Genomic DNA, 16825 nt, shown 5'->3' with positions numbered 1-16825 from the left:
CCCTCCTTTCTTCTACATCGTACATGATTTTGTAAAAAACGACAGAAAATATTTTTTTGAAAAAGGAAAAAACGGGGAAATGTATAATCATTAAGAGTAGTGTCTCTTGATGAGAGAAGACAATTAGATGCATAAGGAGAGTCAGTATGTCAGAGAACTCGACGTTACACAAGCTGTGCCAGGTTTTACGAAACAAGCGAACCAATCTTACCTATGAGATTCCGAGTCTTTGGAATCGCATGCGTTTCCATTCCGAGCCGGTTCGAGATGGGGTGGAACGTGTCAACCCATATGATTTTTTGTTGGAAACGATTGAAAAAACGATTTTCCCGTATGCACATGAAAGTCGCGACTATCGTACTTCCATTGCGCTTGCAGACGGACATTTACAAACCGGGGGGGATTGGATCAAACGGGCATCGGTCTACTCCATGCAAGTTCGTACATCGACCTCATGGGACCATGACGGGTCGGGTTACGTTGAAAGGGAGAATTCAGTGGGAATGAAAGACACAGGCACTTTTTTGAAAGCGCTTGCATTGATTCCGCATCTTCTCTATATGGGGATCGATACATTATTCCTCTTGCCGATTTCGCAACACAGCCATAAAAACAAGAAGGGTGAATTCGGTTCTCCTTATGCCGTGCAAGACTTTTTCGCAATCGATGAAGAGTTGAAGGAAACGTTAACTGGTGACGAGATGACGGTCGAAGAAGAATTTGCCGCATTCGTGGAGGCCTGTCACATGGTAGGGATTCGTGTCGTCATCGATGTCATCCCGCGGACGTGTGCCCGAGATAACCGTCTCATCTTAGAAAACCCGGAATGGTTTTACTGGATTCCCTTGACGGAAGTCGATTACTATCATCCGCCATATGTTCCGGGCATTGGGGAGAACGTCAAACCGGAATTTGCTTTCTTGCCGATGGTGTATAACTCAGAAGACGTATGGCAACACTTGCGACGGTTTTCCATGGCACCGAACTTGATTGATGCGGAGAAGTGGGATCGTGTGCGTAACACGTTGCTCGAGCATCCAGAAGAAAACGTATTGGCGATGATTGAACGAGAGTTCGGATTGACAACTGCACCTGCTTTCTCGGATTGTATCAATGACCCGCAACCACCATGGTCAGACGTAACCTATTTCCGACTTTTCTTAGACCATCCGCTTGCAGCGGCACCTTATGTGAACGATGCGAACATTGCACCTTATATCCTGTTTGACTCGATCAAATCCAATCAATTCCGAGGAAATGAGATCAATGAACCCCTTTGGGAGATGCTCGCTGATATCATTCCTCACTATCAACGGGAATACGGTATAGATGGAGCGCGTATTGATATGGGTCATGCCCTTCCGGTCGATTTAGCACAACGAATTTTGGAACAACCGCGTGCCATCGATTCGAATTTCAGCTTTATCGCTGAAGAACTCATCGAGTCTGGAGCCTGGGCGGCGAAGGACGCTGGCTATAATATGATTATCGGATATGGTTTTTATAAAGAACCGCGATTCAACACGCATGAAACCCATCAATTCTTATACGATTCACGCTTTTTACCTCTTCCGGTATTTGCAGCAGGTGAAACGGCAGATACGCGACGACTCGCGACACGGGAAGGCGGACGAAAAGCAAGCCGTTTGTTGACGGTGTTGAACGGATTTATGCCAAACGGGGTTCCGATGACGAACTCGGGGCTCGAATTGTATGAGACACAACCGATGAACACTGGACTCGATTGTCGACCGGAAGAGGCGTATCAACTCTTCCCGACGGATCCTTATTTTGGCAAGCTTGCGTTTTTTGATGCGTATCAGTTTCATTGGGATCATCCAGAACGGGATGAAATGATTGAAGTGATGCATCAAGTGGCTGAAATTCGACGTCGATGGTTAGAAGTGCTCGTGGATCCGAATCACTTTGAACCGCTCGTTTTAAATGAGCCGTTCGCCCCGTTCATTGGATTCGCTTGGTTACGACCGGAAACGAATGATACGTTGCTCATCGTAGCGAATACGAACATGGTAGATGCGCTACGAGGAGTTGTCACGCTTGATGGGGTGAGACGTCGAAATTGGAATGCGAGTCGTTTTGCGGAGATGGTCTATTCACCTGATTCGTGGCCGTATGCGGAGCATTCGTTTGATGACAATTGGAATCTCGTGGTCGATTTGAAACCGGGAGAAGTCAAAGTGTACGAGATGAGATGAAAAAACGCCTTGGACCGAATAACCGGTTCAAGGCGTTGTGTGTTTCATGTAGTAAATGACAAATTCATCGAGCGGCATCGGTTTCGCATAGCGATATCCTTGCATGGAGTCACAACCGATTTTACGAAGGAACGTCTCCTGGTACTCGGTTTCGACGCCTTCGGCAACGAGTGCCATACCGAGTTGGCGTGCCATGGCGACAATGGTCGTCGTGACCATTTGATATTCGCGATTCTCTTCAAGCTGCATCGTGAACTCGCGAGGAATTTTCAGTTCATCGATTGGATAACGGACGAGGTATGCGAGTGAACTGTACCCTGTCCCGAAATCATCGATAGACAGCTTGATGCCGAGTGCTTTTAACTCTAAAATGCGATTTAATACACGATCCGAATGATGTGCGGCCACGGTTTCTGTCAACTCAAAATTAAGGCGTGACGGTTCAATCGGGAACCGTTTGAACAATGTTTTCAAGTAATCAATCAAGTGTTCATCAAACAACTGACGGACGGATAAGTTGACCGATAGTTTCGGTAAATGGATGTCGCCTTGTTCAAATACGTGAATCAATTGGAATGTCTCATGAATCATCCAACGACCTAAATCCTGAATATGTCCCGTTTCTTCAGCAATCGGAATGAACTGGCTTGGTGGAATGAACGCACCGTTATGTTGCCAGCGCATGAGCGCCTCTGCTCCGATGATTGCTTTCGTCGAGGCATCCACTTGAGGCTGAAGGAAAAGGGAAATCTCGCCTTTTTCAAGTGCGGTTTCAAGCCCTTCCATCAACACTTTCCGCTCTTCTTTGTCCTCCCGTAACTCTAGTTCGAACATGACGGTTTCGTCACGACCTTTGTCTTTCGCGCGATACATCGCCAAATCGGCATTCGAAAGCAAGTGCTTTAATTTTTTCCCGTGCTCCGGGAAGCGGACAATCCCGATCGAGGCATGTACTTCGACGAGTGTCCCGGCCATATAATACGGGGGACGATAGACAAGTCGCCGCAATCGTTCCGTCAACATCTCATCGTCTCCATGTTCCGCGACGACGATAAACTCATCGCCCCCGAGTCGCCCGGCATATTCGTTCGGCAAGAGTGCAGTCCGCAGCCGTTTTCCGATATGTTGTAATAACTGGTCACCCATATGATGACCGAATTGATCATTGATTTCTTTAAATCCATCCAAATCGGAAAACATCAATGTGAACGTACGCCCTTCCTCGATCAAGCGTTCGATTTGCTCTTGAAGTGCGTAGCGGTTATGAAGACCGGTCAAACTATCGAATTTAGCTTGATACAGAATTTGTTCTTGTTGCTCGATCATCTGGGTGATGTCTTTAGCGATAGCGTAGATGCCCTCGACTTCTCCCTCGATGATCATTGGGACGTTGACCAATTGCCAGACGCGTGTTTCCCCTTCGTCGGTCATCACACGCACATCGATTGTTCGGGGACGACCGTTCGTCAACTCTTGAAGAATGATGGTATAAGGTGCACGGTCTTTCGATTCAATGATGTCTAAGATGTTCGAGCCGAGTAGTGTTTCGGTTGTCAGTCCTAAGATAGAACTGCCGGCCTCGTTGACAGATAACACTTCGCCATGCAAGTCGAATAAGAAAATCGGTTCTGAATGGTAGGCAAAAAGCGAACGGTATTGCTGTTCACGGATTTCTAATTCATGTGCCTTGGTCGACACGGCAACTTCCAAATCTGTGTTGACGGAATGCAAACGATGACTGATGAGTGCGTTCTGTTTGGAGACGACAAACTGACGAATGAGCAACAAGAGAACAGCATTTGCAATCATCGAGTCCATTACGGATGTTCCAAGAAGGCGATCGGAAGCGAGTAAAAACATCATGACGACCACACTATACAGCACATAATCGACAATGGAATCGTAGGCAAGTGCATCTTCCGATACATCATCGACCCAGTAGCTAATCGAGATGGTCAAGATACTACTGACTTGCAACAGATGAATCAATTCATGTGTAATTCCGGAAAAGACAACCAACGTGTTTGCAATCGAAGCAATCGTGAATCCAAGAATTCCGACGAGCAATAAAATCCGGAACTGTTGCCCGGCTGAGACGACTCGATTTAAGTAGAGGAATGCGAGCATCATATAGAGGCTAATGAGTAACATTTGCTCTTCGAATCCGCTCAACTGTGACACGAGTGAGACGTCTTGCGTTGAAAAGAACCAAATATGAAGACCACCAATCAAAAGGAAACTGAACAGGGCGAATAAATCGAACGTGCGTAGTTTCAAAGTACGAAACTCAATCGATTGCGTGATGACGATTAAAGCCATGATTAAATAAAAGAAATTTTGGAGGAACAACAAGGACTGCATATTGTCGTTGATTGAATGATAGTGCATCAGTAAGTACAGCGTGAAGCATACATTTCCTGCACTAATCAAAATATGGATAAAACGCCGCATACCTCTATGTTTAAAGATAGCTACTCCGCTAAAGCCAATCGCTGCCCCTGATATGACGAGATAATAGATGAACAACGTGATCTGTAGTAAGTCGTGCGGGGTCAAAAATAAAAATAAAAGTCCGGTAGAAAAAGTTCCGATGAGAATCGCCGGAACGTATTGGCGCAACGAGTAAACAGACAACTCATGCACCTCCTTCTTTATATGTATGGAGCTCTTATTTATTATCGGAACAGGAGAACGAAGATTACACAAAAAAATCGACAACAATCTATATTGTTGTCGAAAATTTTAGATTTACAGTGTATAGGAGTGTTCTTTAAAGTTTCCGACGACTGAATCGATTTCAGACACAGTGACAAACGCCTCAGAATCGATTTCAGACACGATTTGACGAAGGCGTGGGATTTCATTGTTCTGGACGACGACGTACAGCATTTTTTTCGAATCGTTCGAATATCCGCCTGTCGCATCCATGATGGTGACGCCCCGTTTCAAATTCTGCTTGATGACCAAATTGATTTCGTCTGCTTTTTGACAAATGATGAAGCATTGCTTTTGGGCAGCGAAGAATTTATGAATCGTAAGCAACGTACGGGATCTGACGAAGCTTAACACAAGCGCGTACATGACAGCTTTGATGTCAAAGACGATGAAGACCAACACATAGACGATGATGTCTTGTGTCAGAAAAATTTTAGGCAACGACAAGTTTCGATTATTCATATAGATGACTTTCCCTAGAATGTCGAGTCCACCGGTGGAAGCTCCTGCAAAGAGGAGAAGTGCGAGTCCAAGCCCTGAAACGATTCCGCTGAACACCGAAGCGACGAGCGGATCATCGAGTGGGGTCGGGGGAATCAAGACTGGCAAACTATCTATGAGGATAGAGGAAAGTACGACGACAATTCCTGTCATCAAGATAAATCGACGTCCCAAATATTTTAGTCCCAATAAAAAGAGTGGGATATTAAGCACGAGCTGTGTCAAACCGATGGGGGTTCCAAACAGTTCATTCGTAATCAACGTGATTCCAACGATTCCCCCAGAACCGATTTCATTTGGTTTGAGCAGTAAGCTGACAAAGACAGACTGAAGGATTGTCCCGGCAATGATGAACAGTACCGTTTCAAGGGCAACCCGTTTTCGAGATTTTGCATACATAGATAATGGCTAGGCCTGACGCCTCCTTTTTGTAAGTCTTCTGCAAGCGTACTGCTACTTTTACGTCATTTCAAGTCTCACATGTCATTATGGAATCGATCGATATCACTCGCTAATTGCTCATGTACGTAATCGATGACTTGAGCATCATCAAAAAGTCCGAGTGGGACATCGTCTGGAATCGCATCGAATGGGGAGACGAAGTATAGGATGGCCGCAACAAGTTCCTCTTGTTTATCGGGTTGCATCTCAAATTGTTCATTGTAAAGCGCGCGTAACATATTCAGCATTTGTTTCATCTGGAAGTAAAGTGTCAGTTCTTCTTCACGCTCAATGTTACTGATTTCATTGGATGCCACATCGACTGTGACTTTTGCGAGTGCGCGTTCACCTTGAACGAGCAAGTCGCCCAATTGTTCTCGGTCGCGGATGTCTTCTTTCGCTTGTTTTAAAAAATGTGTGTATGTTGTTTTCCAATCTGCCATTTGGATTCCTCCTTCTTTCTTCATCTACTAATATGCCCGTTTTTGCGCATTGGTTGCAACTTTTCCTGAAATTTAAGAAAATAAAGATAACTGAAAAGGAGGAACGATACATATGTCTAAGATTTCGATGCCGACAGAGGCAGATTTCGCACGCTATGCAGAATTAGCTGTGAAAAAAGGTGTGAACATTCAACCTGGTCAACAATTAGAAGTACGTGCTGACATCAGTCAGGCACCACTCGTCCGTCACGTGGTGAAGGCTGCTTATGCGGCCGGAGCGAAGCAAGTGTTCGTCAACTGGAGCGACGAAGAAACAGGGAAGATCCGTTATTTCAATGCACCAGCGGATTCGTTCAAAGAGTTTCCAGATTGGTTGAAGGCTCGTTTTGAGCAATTGGCTGAAGAGAAGACGGCATTCTTGTCAATCGTCAGTGATGACCCGGATGCATTGAATGGTGTGGAATCGTCACGCATTTCGGATGCAAACCGTGCAGCAGGACAAGCGCTTGCGAAGTGGCGTCAATATGTGATGAGCGACAATGTGAGCTGGTCAATCGTCGCAGGTGCGTCAGAAGCGTGGGCACAAAAAGTATTCCCGGGACGTGATGATGCGGTTGCAGCATTATGGCAAGCCATCTTCGCAGCAACGCGGATGGATCAAGAAGATGTTGTCGCGGCATGGGATACACACGATCAATCACTCCGTAGCCGTGCGAAGCTGTTGACAGAGAAGAAATATGCGAAGCTTCATTACAAAGCGCCAGGTACGGAACTGACGATTGGACTTCCGAAAAAACACGTCTTCCTTGGCGGTGGCGGTCCGAACGTCGATGGCATCGACTTTATCGCAAACATGCCGACGGAAGAGGTCTTCACGCTCGCAGATAAAGATTCTGTGGAAGGTTACGTATCGAGTACAAAACCACTCAGCTACAGCGGGAACTTGATTGATGAGTTCACTCTTTGGTTTGAAGGTGGGAAAGTCGTCAAAGCGGAGGCGAAAAAAGGGCAAGCGGCTCTCGATGAATTGTTGAATATGGATGAGGGTGCGCGTCGTATCGGTGAAGTAGCGCTCGTTCCGGATGATTCTCCAATCTCGAACTCTGGTCTTCTCTTCTATAACACGTTGTTTGATGAGAATGCATCGTGTCACTTGGCGCTCGGACGTGCGTACTCGACATGTCTCGAAGGGGGTCCTTCGATGTCACAAGAAGAGCTCGCGGCGAACGGGGCGAACGACTCGATGACACACGTTGACTTCATGATCGGGTCAGCCGAAATGAATATCGATGGTGAACGGGAAGACGGGACGCGTGAAGCAATCATGCGTGACGGGAACTGGGTCATCTAAACAAAAGAGCGAATTCCGAAAGTTACGGAATTCGCTCTTTTTACGTGCAATCGTATAGATAGCGCAGTGCGTGAGGCAAGCGGCGACGCCAGGCCGATTCGTTGTGAATCGCATTTGGTTCGACCTCATATCGGAAGGCGATTCCTTTCTGCGCGATGACGTCAATCAGTTTCGCATTCGTGAATAGGTAGTCGCTTGGAGTGATAGGCCCGCTCTCTTCATTTGTGCCAATGTCCATATATAGTTTACCGGCGAACTCAGCATGTTTCATTTCTCGGATCAATGGATCAAGATTGGCCCATGCCGCAGTGGAGAGGGAACCAACTCGTCGAATAGAAGGATAGGTCGCCATCATGTATAGAGAGATGACACCTCCCATCGAGCTCCCCATGACCCCGACATCTTCTGGGTCAGTAGCGTACTCGTTGTCAATTCGTGGTTTTAATTCGTTCATGAGCCAATCTGTATACATACGGCCTTGGCCACCGAGTGTTGGACGAGTTCTTGCCAATTCGGGTCCGATCCGTCGATACAGCATCTCATCTTCCTCATATGAATACTCATCATAACGGTCCAGCCAGTTCGGGGCGCTCGCGATGGCGACGACCATGAGCGGGAGTTGTAGCAGGTCGATGCAACGATCGATTTCCCAACCTTCTCCATATGTAGCAGTGTTTCCAGAAAACACATTTTGTCCATCATGCATATACAGGACGGGAAGCGGGGTGCTGACGTCGACCCAGTCTGGTCGAAATACGCGAACAATCCGCTTTTGACCACGTATCTTCTCCGTCGGAATCGACACGTTCAATTGTTCAATCATCTTTCGTCACCTCTTTCTACTTGTATTGTGGAGAATCATGAACCAAAATACAATCAACTGACTTGACTACCTACCGTTCGTTAGGTAAAGTGTAAGGCAAGGAGAGTGAATGACGTGAATACAAAAGATAAAATCATGCAGTCTGCTCGCACACGCTTCGCGCGGGATGGTTACGAAGGGTTGTCACTAGCGGCAGTAGCGGAAGATGTAGGGATTCGCAAGGCTTCTTTATATGCCCATATCGATGGGAAGGAACAACTGTTCAAACAAGTCGTGTCAGATATGGCCAATCGTTACGAAGAAGTATGGCAGACAACTTGTGACGATACGGCTGGTCGACCACCTTTAGAACGAATCGATTCGATTGTCAACACACTCACGTCATTCTTTAGTGATCATGAGACTTGGATGTTGACGAAACGAATGTTGCTAGTACCTCCTCCGGAGTTTCGAGAGTATATCGAGGAAGTCATCGGTACGGTCGAAACCAAGTTAAAACGATTTGAGAAAGAGCAATTTCGACTGGCGATGGAATGTGGCGATTTACCGGTACAATCGCTCGATGAACTATATGCTGCGTACTATTGCTTCCTAGACGGTGCTTTATTGTCTTTATTTACATTTGAAGATGACCGGGAGATGCGACAACAAGCTGCGTTTCGAATTTTCAAGAAAGGAGTGGGTTGGGATGAGTAAAGAGAAGAGTGCATGGATCTCCCTCCTGTTTGCAGGACTACTCGAAATCATCTGGGCGACCACGATGAAGTTGTCTGAAGGCTTCACGATTCTAGGTCCGACATTGTGGACAATCGTGTTATTGATTCTCAGTTTCGGATTATTGGCGAAAGCGTTTCGGACGCTGCCTGCCGGTACGGGGTACGCTGTTTTTACAGGAATCGGTGCGGTCGGCACAGTCATAGTTGGCGCCTTCTTGTTTGACGAGGGGCTTAGTAGATGGAAACTAATACTTGTGGCGACGTTGATTATCGGCATCATCGGATTGAAGCAAGTGACAGGAGGGGAAGATGCATGAGTTGGGTTTATCTGATTGGAGCGGGAATTGCTGAAATGACAGCCGTTTTCTTTATGGGGAAATCGAAAGGATACCAGATTTTAAAGTGGTCGATTGCATCAATTTTATCGTTTGCGCTCAGCTTCTATTGGTTATCAAAATCACTTGAGGTCATTCCTCTTAGTCTTGCCTATTCCATCTGGGTAGGCATCGGTGCGGCCGGTGGTGTCATTTTAGGGATGCTCTATTTGAACGAATCGAAAAATTGTTGGCGTATCTTCTTTTTATTGATGATTATTAGTAGTGTAATCGGTTTAAAAATTGTCTCGTAAAGGATTGAAATGTGCTGAAAACGGGAATTTATTACTTCAGATTATGTGATGAAAAAAAGGGGGCGGAAAACGATGCATCTTGTCGAGTTGCAATCCGAACGTTTGCGGTTTGAACCGTATACGCTTTCTGATTTCTATTTTGTCAAATCGCTTCTCCAAGATCCACGGGTGATGCGCTTCATCAGTCCGGATGGGAGACCGTATACAGACGAACAGACGATTGAATGGTTTGAACGTCAATTGGCCCGCTATGAGACAGGACGCCAAACGGGTCTCCTGAAGCTCATGACACTTGAAAGTGATGAACCGATTGGTCACGCAGGTACGCTATTGCATGAATTGGACGGTAAAATCGAGTTGGAAGTCGGATATTGGTTGTCACCGAAGCATTGGCACATGGGATATGGTCGAGAAGCCGCCGCGCGTCTGATGCAGCATGCTTTTTCAGAGGGCGAGAAGGAGATTATTTCTCTGATTCATCCGGACAACGTTCCATCTCAACGGGTCGCCAAAGCGAATGGTCTTCACTGGGATCGAGATACACTGTACAAGGATATGCTCGTCTCCGTTTATGCGGGTGACTTGGAGCGGTTATGTCGACATATCGACCGTCAACAAATGACACGATAAAAAGTCTCAAAAAAATAAAAAAAGTTGTTGCCAACTCAATAGTTTCTTGATATATTAATAGTGTCCTTAAGAGAGGACACGACCTGATTCTGTAGCTCAGCTGGGAGAGCGCTACCTTGACAGGGTAGAGGTCGCTGGTTCGAGCCCAGTCAGAATCACTTGGGTGCCAAACCCTCGAGAAACCCACCGGAACATGGGTTTCCGCGAAGCCACTTCTTGCGAGAAGTGGCTCTTTTTTTGTATATTGACATGGCACGAAAGCAATTGGTATATTCCTTTCAATACATAATGAAACGGGGAATGCAACATGGTGCTAACGGGTACACTCGTCAATGCCGCATTGATTGTCATCGGGGCATTGCTAGGTCTCTTATTTCACCGCATTCCGGAGCGTATGAAGGAGACGGTGACTGCGGCAATCGGGCTTGCGGTCATCTTGCTTGGGATTCAAATGGGTATGAAGAGTGAGAACTTCTTGATTGTCATCGGAAGTCTCGTCGTCGGGTCAGCGCTCGGGGAGTGGTGGAAGTTAGATGAATTATTAAATGAAGTCGGTTATCGACTTGAACGGCGACTTGGAAGTCAATCGAGTGTAGCGGAAGGATTCGTAACGGCCACACTCATTTTCGTGATCGGGGCGATGGCCATTATCGGGGCGCTCGATAGCGGGTTGCGTGGTGATCATGACGTGTTGTACACGAAAGGGTTGATTGATGGTTTTACGGCCCTCGTATTAAGTTCGACACTTGGGATTGGGGTCATGTTTTCAGCAGTTCCAGTGTTACTGTATCAGGGCGGAATCGCATTACTCGCCATTCAAATCATGAAATTCATACCGGAATCGCTCATGGACAGTTTTATTTTAGAGATGACCGCGACCGGTGGGGTCATGATTGTGGCGATTGGTCTGAACTTGGTTGGAATCACAAAAATTCGCGTGGCCAATTTATTACCGGGGATTTTAGTGGTCGCGATGATTGTCACGGTTATACATATGCTGTAAAGAAAAAAGACTGAATTCGATTCAGTCTTTTTTCGTGGTTGCATTCATTGTGGAAGGCTCTTTTCGTAGAGCTTCCGCAATGATTTTATCCCAATCGGCTGCATCGCACGCCGCTGTACAGGTAGGTTCAATTTCACATGTTGCACATTTCCCGCCTTTTGCTTTACGTGTGTAGCGGTAAAGAGAAAATGCTGCATATCCAAAAACAATGAATCCGATGAGTAGGTCAAAGAATGACATGGTATTCCTCCTTACGCAAAACCGAATAAGCGACCGACTTGATAAATGACAAGAGACACCACATAAGCGACACCTAAACCGTATAAACTGGCGAACCATGTCAACTTGGCACTACCCACTTCTCGCCGGATGACAGCGACTGTCGCCAAACAAGGGACATAAAGTAAAACGAAGGCCATGAAGCTATACGCGCTGAGTGGGGTGAAGATTGGTAATAGCGACTCCGATAAATCTGATTCGCCGACCGCATAGATGATTGCCATCGTAGACACGACCACTTCTTTTGCTAAGAATCCGGTGATGAGCGAGGCACCGGCTTGCCAAGTACCGAATCCGAGTGGGACGAGTAATGTGGCAATCATACCACCAATCATCGCCAAGAAACTGTCATTCATCGGTACATCAAAGCCGCTTGGACCTGAATAGGCGAGTAGCCAGATGAACACAGAACCACCAAAAATAAATGTACCGGCTTTTCGAACGAATCCTTTAGCTTTTTGCCAAGTGCTACGCCATAAGGTAAGTCCTTGGGGAACGCGGTATGGAGGTTGTTCGACGATGAATAAGCTCGTCTGATCTTCAGAGGCCAATGCCTTCGTAAAGATTTTCGCGGCAATCAAGGCAAGGAAAATTCCCAACATATAGAGCGAGAGGACAACGAGTGCTTGATGAGTAGAGAAGAAACTCGCCGCAAACACAGCGTAAATCGGAAGCCGGGCCGAACATGACATGAATGGTGAGATGAAGATGGTGACTAGACGTTCGCGCTCCTCTTCGACCGTTCGAGCGGCCATGATTCCAGGAACGTTACATCCGAATCCGATAATCATCGGGATGAAGCTTTTTCCATTCAATCCGACGAGTTGCATGAAACGGTCCATCACGATGGCGACTCGCGCCATATATCCGGAGTCCTCTAAAAATGAGATAAAGAAAAAGAGGACAAAGATTTGCGGAACAAAAACCAATACGCCACCGACACCTGCGATGACACCGTCTACGAGAAGGGCTTTAATGAATGGAGAAGCACCTACAGCATCTAACATCCAAACCGTTCCTGATGTGATTGGACCAGACAATAGTCCGTCTAATAAATCGGAAAGAGGTGCACCAACCCAATTAAATGTCACGTGGAATAGCGCATAGAGTACCCCGAAGAAGATGGGTAAACCTAAGATAGGATGCGTCACAACCGCATCGATGCGATCTGTCATCGTCACGTCCTGTGCATTGTGATTTTCAATGACCTGGTGTCGAATCTGTTTCGCCCAATCGCGACGACGCTCAGTGATGTGTGCGTGTGCAAAACGCCCTATAGCCGTTTCCAGTTCTTTTCGGACGGCAACAATCTCTGGAGATGATGCTTCTAAATGGTCGACGACAATCCGGTTGCCTGCTAAATATTGAATTGTAATCCAGCGATCCGTTCTCGATAGACCAGTTAAACGAAGAATGCGTGTAATCGCTTCTTCGGTCTCTGGACCATAGTTTAATTCGAAAGGTTGACGCTTCTCCATTTGAATCGATGAGAGCAAGACGTCACAACCATCACCTGTTCGTGCGGTGATTGGGAAGACATCTACTTGGAGGAGCGTTTTTAATTTGTCGAGATTAACATGCATTCCACGACTTTCTGCGACGTCGACCATGTTTAAACCGATTTGAAGCGGCCGTCCCATCTCTAGAAGTTGCAAAGTAAGTTGTAAGTTACGTTCTAATTGTGAAGCATCGACAATATTGATCATCCCGTCAAATGGTTCATGCAGTAAGAAACGGGAGACAATCGCTTCATCTGCCGAGAGCGGGTCTAAGTCATAGACACCGGGTAAATCAATTAATTGTCCGACTTTCCCATGTAACTGACCGATTTTTTGTTCGACTGTGACACCGGCCCAGTTGCCCACATGTGCGAATGAACCTGTTAATCGATTAAACAATGAAGTTTTGCCTGTATTTGGATTGCCAATCAATGCGATCCGTTGGCTCATGGTACAATCACTCCGATTTTTTCGGCATCTGATCTTCGGATGGCGATAATTTGTTGATGATCCACTTGTTCAATGGTGAGCGGTCCTGAAAAAATAGCTCTGCGCTTCACACGAACCGAGCATCCCTCGTAAAAACCAAGAGAAATCATTCGTCGGCGCAAGCGATCATCAATTTTAGTCAAATCAGATAAAATGACGGTTTGATTCAACGCGACATGTCGTAATAGACTCATAAGTAACCTTCCCCATCTTTTGATAACGATTCTCATTGGCTATCTTATCATGTCAAAAGAGAAAGTGAAATATTGATCATATAAAAAGTTATAAATAATAAATAGTAAGGTCGAGTGAACATAAAAAGAAGTGTAAACGAGTATCGTTTACACTTCTTCAATCGATTCATGATCTTCTTTGGCACTTTCGCGCAAGGCTGAAGCCATCACGTCAGCAAGATTCCGTTCACGAAGCACGCCGACACCACGGTCGGTCGGTCCGCCTGGAGCGGCCACATCGGCAATCAGTTCATTCGTCTCACGTGTTTCATGAGACAGTAACTCAGCGGAGCCTTTCATCGCTTGGGCGACAATTTGACGCGCTGTCTGTTCATCGTAACCGACATCCGTTAGGACGGGCGTCATCGCACCTACGATTTCATAGAAAAAGGCAGGACTGCACCCTGCAGCGGCCATAAAGGCGGACATCGTTTTCGCATCGGTGACGGCCGTTCGACCGACCCGTTCAAAGAGAGAAGTCGCTTTCTCACGGACTGCCTCATCTGTTTCTGGACCAAACCATAGACCCGTCATCCCGTTCCGATGGGCGACAGGCGTGTTCGGCATGGCGCAAACAGCTGGTAGCCCTGAAGCCTCTTCTAATTGGCTCGGTTCGATATGTGCAGCGACTGAGACGAGTAGTGGGGTCTTCCATTCTTTTGATTCTACGTACGGGATGACGCCATCAGGTTGCATCGCTAATACGACGATGTCATAGTCGTTAACGTTTTCGTCCTCAACAATTTGAACGCCGAGTTCATCTTGTAGGAAGAGTAAGCGCTCCCGGTCACTTCGGTTTGTCATTGTGATGTGTGTCGGTTCGATGCCCGAGTCGATCCACCCGCGAACGAGCGCCTCACTCATCGATCCAGCACCGACCATTAGTAATTGATTCATCATTCGTCACCTCTTCTTTTCGATTCGGTCAATAGTTATGTTGACTATCATAACAAACATACACTCGAATATCGCCCATCCTGCTCATTTGTAAAGAGATGGAAAACGATTTGACATAGGAATCGACGAACATGACAAACGTTTCAAATCGCGCTATGATGGCACTAATTCAAAAGAGTGAGGCGAAATCGTGTGAAACGTGTACTAGTAAAAGGGATTCAAGGTTATCAGCGTTTTATTTCACCATTAAAGCCGCCAACGTGCCGATTTTATCCGAGCTGTTCGCACTACGGAATCGAAGCAATCGAAAAACATGGGGCTGTCAAAGGCAGTTATTTAACCGCTCGCCGACTCATTCGCTGCCAGCCGTTTCATCCAGGCGGGCTCGATTATGTTCCGGATACATTTGATTGGAAAGCGCCTTTACAACGAGAGAAACCTGAGTCACAGCGAGACGATTGAGTTCGTCTCGCTGTTTTTGTACAGAACAAACAATGAATCAGTTGTTTTAGTACAATACTTTTGCATTGTTCTAAGTATTCTGAAAAAATAGAGGTGTACACTATTTTTCGGGGGGAAGGGGATACTTTGTATGGGGCAATCATTTAGTGAATGGGTGAGTACGGTGTCCAACTTTGTATGGGGACCACCGCTCTTGATTTTGCTTGTGGGGACAGGCATTTACTTGACGGTGCGTCTAGGTGGAATTCAAATCACCAAATTACCGTATGCGTTGAAATTGGCGTTTTCGAAAAATCAGGATCAATCCTCTAAAGGGGACATCAGTCACTTCCAGGCGCTCATGACCGCTCTGGCGGCGACCGTCGGTACGGGGAATATCGTCGGGGTGTCGACAGCGGTCGTATTAGGAGGACCGGGAGCCATCGTATGGATGTGGGTGTCCGGTTTCTTTGGGATGGCAACGAAATACGCAGAGGCAGTTCTTGCCGTGAAGTATCGGGTCACTGATGAGCGCGGTCAAATGGCTGGTGGACCGATGTACTATCTAGAACGAGGGTTGAATCAACGATGGTTAGCAGTAGCATTTGCTGCATTCGCATCGATTGCGGCGTTCGGTATTGGAAACGGGGTCCAAACGAACTCGGTCGCGCTTGCGCTCAAAACAACGTTTGACGTACCACTTTACATATCAGGGATTCTCATTATGATTTTTACAGGAGCGGTCATTCTCGGAGGCGTGCGTTCCATCGGGAAAGTGGTCAGTTACTTCGTCCCCGTCATGATTGCCTTCTACTTAGGTAGCGGTCTCATCATCATGGTGATGAATTACTCACTGATTCCGGATGCGTTCGCACTCATCTTTAGCAGTACGTTCAGTGCAGAAGCAATCGGTGGAGGGGCCATCGGAGCTGCCATTCGATACGGGGTGGCACGTGGTGTCTTCTCGAACGAAGCAGGTCTTGGCTCTGCTCCGATCGCAGCAGCGGCAGCGAAAACAGATATGCCGGGTCGTCAGGCGCTCGTCTCGATGACTCAAGTCTTCTTGGATACGCTTGTCGTCTGTTCGGTGACAGGATTGACACTCGTCATGGGTGGTCAAATCGGGACAGGACTTGAAGGGGTCGAATTGACTTCAGCTACATTTGAACTGTTCCTCGGACCAGCCGGCGGTTATATTGTCACAATCGGGCTCGTTTTGTTCGCCTATTCGACCGTGCTCGGTTGGTCGTATTACGGCGAACGCTCCATCCATTACTTGTTCGGACAAAAGTCGATTCTTCCCTATCGGATTGCTTTTGTACTCGTCGCGGGACTCGGTGCCATGACGACAAACTTGAACTTGGTATGGGCGTTATCGGATGTCTTCAACGGCTTAATGGCCATCCCGAACTTGATTGGTCTCTTGTTCTTGTCGGGTGTTGTCATAGCCGAGACGAAGCGTTTCAACCAACAGCTTGAAATTGAAAATCGAAAAGTTTCCTAAACGAAAGGACGCCATC

The 16825-nt window shown here is 46.8% G+C and carries 17 protein-coding genes and 1 tRNA gene; 10 read left to right on the top strand and 8 right to left on the bottom strand.

The window, feature by feature from the left end; all coding sequences use genetic code 11:
- Window positions 1-146 precede the first annotated feature (146 nt).
- The gene (locus KNO69_RS13030) at window positions 147-2216 is read left to right on the top strand and encodes an alpha-amylase family protein (RefSeq protein WP_214818540.1); all 2070 of its coding nucleotides are present in this window, start codon (window positions 147-149) and stop codon (window positions 2214-2216) included.
- A gap of 27 nt (window positions 2217-2243) precedes the next feature.
- On the opposite strand, the gene KNO69_RS13025 is transcribed toward KNO69_RS13030, so the two are convergent.
- The 3 genes from KNO69_RS13025 to KNO69_RS13015 form a co-directional block, all read right to left on the bottom strand.
- On the bottom strand, window positions 2244-4859 hold the full coding sequence (locus tag KNO69_RS13025; protein WP_353047494.1) for a putative bifunctional diguanylate cyclase/phosphodiesterase: 2616 nt from the start codon (window positions 4857-4859) through the stop codon (window positions 2244-2246).
- A 105-nt stretch (window positions 4860-4964) separates the two neighbouring features.
- Complete coding sequence (locus KNO69_RS13020) at window positions 4965-5831, bottom strand: YitT family protein (RefSeq protein ID WP_015880767.1); 867 nt, start codon at window positions 5829-5831, stop codon at window positions 4965-4967.
- A 77-nt stretch (window positions 5832-5908) separates the two neighbouring features.
- On the bottom strand, window positions 5909-6316 hold the full coding sequence (locus tag KNO69_RS13015; protein WP_074037788.1) for a YkvA family protein: 408 nt from the start codon (window positions 6314-6316) through the stop codon (window positions 5909-5911).
- A gap of 112 nt (window positions 6317-6428) precedes the next feature.
- Here KNO69_RS13015 and KNO69_RS13010 point away from each other — a divergent pair, with 112 nt between their 5' ends.
- Window positions 6429-7667 (top strand): aminopeptidase, encoded by a 1239-nt coding sequence (locus tag KNO69_RS13010; RefSeq protein ID WP_208606717.1) that lies wholly within the window; start codon window positions 6429-6431, stop codon window positions 7665-7667.
- Between the two features lie 40 nt (window positions 7668-7707).
- Here the strand turns inward: KNO69_RS13010 and KNO69_RS13005 are convergent, their stop codons facing one another.
- Window positions 7708-8490 carry an alpha/beta hydrolase gene (locus KNO69_RS13005; RefSeq protein ID WP_214818535.1) on the bottom strand — a complete coding sequence of 261 codons (783 nt, stop codon included), beginning with the start codon at window positions 8488-8490 and terminating at the stop codon, window positions 7708-7710.
- A 114-nt stretch (window positions 8491-8604) separates the two neighbouring features.
- Here KNO69_RS13005 and KNO69_RS13000 point away from each other — a divergent pair, with 114 nt between their 5' ends.
- The 6 genes from KNO69_RS13000 (at window position 8605) to KNO69_RS12975 (ending at window position 11467) form a co-directional block, all read left to right on the top strand.
- Window positions 8605-9186, top strand: a complete 582-nt coding sequence (locus KNO69_RS13000) for a TetR/AcrR family transcriptional regulator (protein ID WP_214818533.1) — start codon at window positions 8605-8607, stop codon at window positions 9184-9186.
- Complete coding sequence (locus tag KNO69_RS12995) at window positions 9179-9523, top strand: DMT family transporter (RefSeq protein WP_214818530.1); 345 nt, start codon at window positions 9179-9181, stop codon at window positions 9521-9523. The genes KNO69_RS13000 and KNO69_RS12995 overlap by 8 nt, the downstream gene beginning before the upstream one ends.
- A complete protein-coding gene (locus tag KNO69_RS12990; RefSeq protein WP_214818527.1) occupies window positions 9520-9834 on the top strand; it encodes a DMT family transporter in 315 nt (104 codons plus the stop codon). Before KNO69_RS12995 ends, KNO69_RS12990 begins: the two co-directional genes overlap by 4 nt.
- A gap of 72 nt (window positions 9835-9906) precedes the next feature.
- Window positions 9907-10464 (top strand): GNAT family N-acetyltransferase, encoded by a 558-nt coding sequence (locus KNO69_RS12985; RefSeq protein WP_214784735.1) that lies wholly within the window; start codon window positions 9907-9909, stop codon window positions 10462-10464.
- An 85-nt stretch (window positions 10465-10549) separates the two neighbouring features.
- Window positions 10550-10622 (top strand) — tRNA-Val (locus KNO69_RS12980).
- A 149-nt stretch (window positions 10623-10771) separates the two neighbouring features.
- Window positions 10772-11467: a DUF554 domain-containing protein gene (locus KNO69_RS12975; protein ID WP_159563526.1), complete on the top strand. Its 696-nt coding sequence runs from the start codon at window positions 10772-10774 to the stop codon at window positions 11465-11467.
- A gap of 21 nt (window positions 11468-11488) precedes the next feature.
- Here the strand turns inward: KNO69_RS12975 and KNO69_RS12970 are convergent, their stop codons facing one another.
- From KNO69_RS12970 to KNO69_RS12955, 4 genes are all read right to left on the bottom strand, one after another.
- Entirely contained in the window at window positions 11489-11707 is a 219-nt protein-coding gene (locus tag KNO69_RS12970; protein WP_035387786.1) for a FeoB-associated Cys-rich membrane protein, read from the bottom strand.
- A gap of 11 nt (window positions 11708-11718) precedes the next feature.
- Entirely contained in the window at window positions 11719-13695 is a 1977-nt protein-coding gene (gene feoB, locus KNO69_RS12965; RefSeq protein WP_159563528.1) for a ferrous iron transport protein B, read from the bottom strand.
- Entirely contained in the window at window positions 13692-13928 is a 237-nt protein-coding gene (locus KNO69_RS12960; protein WP_034771241.1) for a FeoA family protein, read from the bottom strand. The genes feoB and KNO69_RS12960 overlap by 4 nt, the downstream gene beginning before the upstream one ends.
- 147 nt (window positions 13929-14075) lie before the next feature.
- On the bottom strand, window positions 14076-14864 hold the full coding sequence (locus KNO69_RS12955) for a pyrroline-5-carboxylate reductase family protein (protein ID WP_074037973.1): 789 nt from the start codon (window positions 14862-14864) through the stop codon (window positions 14076-14078).
- A gap of 192 nt (window positions 14865-15056) precedes the next feature.
- Here KNO69_RS12955 and yidD point away from each other — a divergent pair, with 192 nt between their 5' ends.
- Both yidD and KNO69_RS12945 read left to right on the top strand, forming a co-directional pair.
- On the top strand, window positions 15057-15326 hold the full coding sequence (gene yidD, locus KNO69_RS12950) for a membrane protein insertion efficiency factor YidD (protein WP_015880777.1): 270 nt from the start codon (window positions 15057-15059) through the stop codon (window positions 15324-15326).
- A gap of 130 nt (window positions 15327-15456) precedes the next feature.
- Entirely contained in the window at window positions 15457-16809 is a 1353-nt protein-coding gene (locus KNO69_RS12945; RefSeq protein ID WP_214818523.1) for an alanine/glycine:cation symporter family protein, read from the top strand.
- Window positions 16810-16825: the final 16 nt, after the last annotated feature.

The sequence above is a fragment of the Exiguobacterium sp. s131 genome (genome assembly GCF_018617345.1).
GTDB classification, from domain to species: domain Bacteria; phylum Bacillota; class Bacilli; order Exiguobacteriales; family Exiguobacteriaceae; genus Exiguobacterium; species Exiguobacterium profundum.
The sequence above is the reverse complement of the archived record's forward strand: the minus strand, read 5'-3'. Positions and strand labels throughout refer to the sequence as shown.

Bases quoted from the DNA above. Each gene is read 5' to 3' on its own strand.
- KNO69_RS13030 (WP_214818540.1), top strand. From the start codon at position 147: ATGTCAGAGAACTCGACGTTACACAAGCTGTGCCAGGTTTTACGAAAC.
- feoB (WP_159563528.1), bottom strand. From the start codon at position 13,695: ATGAGCCAACGGATCGCATTGATTGGCAATCCAAATACAGGCAAAACT.
- KNO69_RS12945 (WP_214818523.1), top strand. From the start codon at position 15,457: ATGGGGCAATCATTTAGTGAATGGGTGAGTACGGTGTCCAACTTTGTA.
- KNO69_RS13020 (WP_015880767.1), bottom strand. From the start codon at position 5,831: ATGTATGCAAAATCTCGAAAACGGGTTGCCCTTGAAACGGTACTGTTC.
- KNO69_RS13005 (WP_214818535.1), bottom strand. From the start codon at position 8,490: ATGATTGAACAATTGAACGTGTCGATTCCGACGGAGAAGATACGTGGT.
- KNO69_RS12995 (WP_214818530.1), top strand. From the start codon at position 9,179: ATGAGTAAAGAGAAGAGTGCATGGATCTCCCTCCTGTTTGCAGGACTA.
- KNO69_RS12960 (WP_034771241.1), bottom strand. From the start codon at position 13,928: ATGAGTCTATTACGACATGTCGCGTTGAATCAAACCGTCATTTTATCT.
- KNO69_RS12990 (WP_214818527.1), top strand. From the start codon at position 9,520: ATGAGTTGGGTTTATCTGATTGGAGCGGGAATTGCTGAAATGACAGCC.
- KNO69_RS12985 (WP_214784735.1), top strand. From the start codon at position 9,907: ATGCATCTTGTCGAGTTGCAATCCGAACGTTTGCGGTTTGAACCGTAT.
- KNO69_RS13010 (WP_208606717.1), top strand. From the start codon at position 6,429: ATGTCTAAGATTTCGATGCCGACAGAGGCAGATTTCGCACGCTATGCA.
- KNO69_RS13015 (WP_074037788.1), bottom strand. From the start codon at position 6,316: ATGGCAGATTGGAAAACAACATACACACATTTTTTAAAACAAGCGAAA.
- KNO69_RS12970 (WP_035387786.1), bottom strand. From the start codon at position 11,707: ATGTCATTCTTTGACCTACTCATCGGATTCATTGTTTTTGGATATGCA.
- KNO69_RS12975 (WP_159563526.1), top strand. From the start codon at position 10,772: ATGGTGCTAACGGGTACACTCGTCAATGCCGCATTGATTGTCATCGGG.
- KNO69_RS12955 (WP_074037973.1), bottom strand. From the start codon at position 14,864: ATGAATCAATTACTAATGGTCGGTGCTGGATCGATGAGTGAGGCGCTC.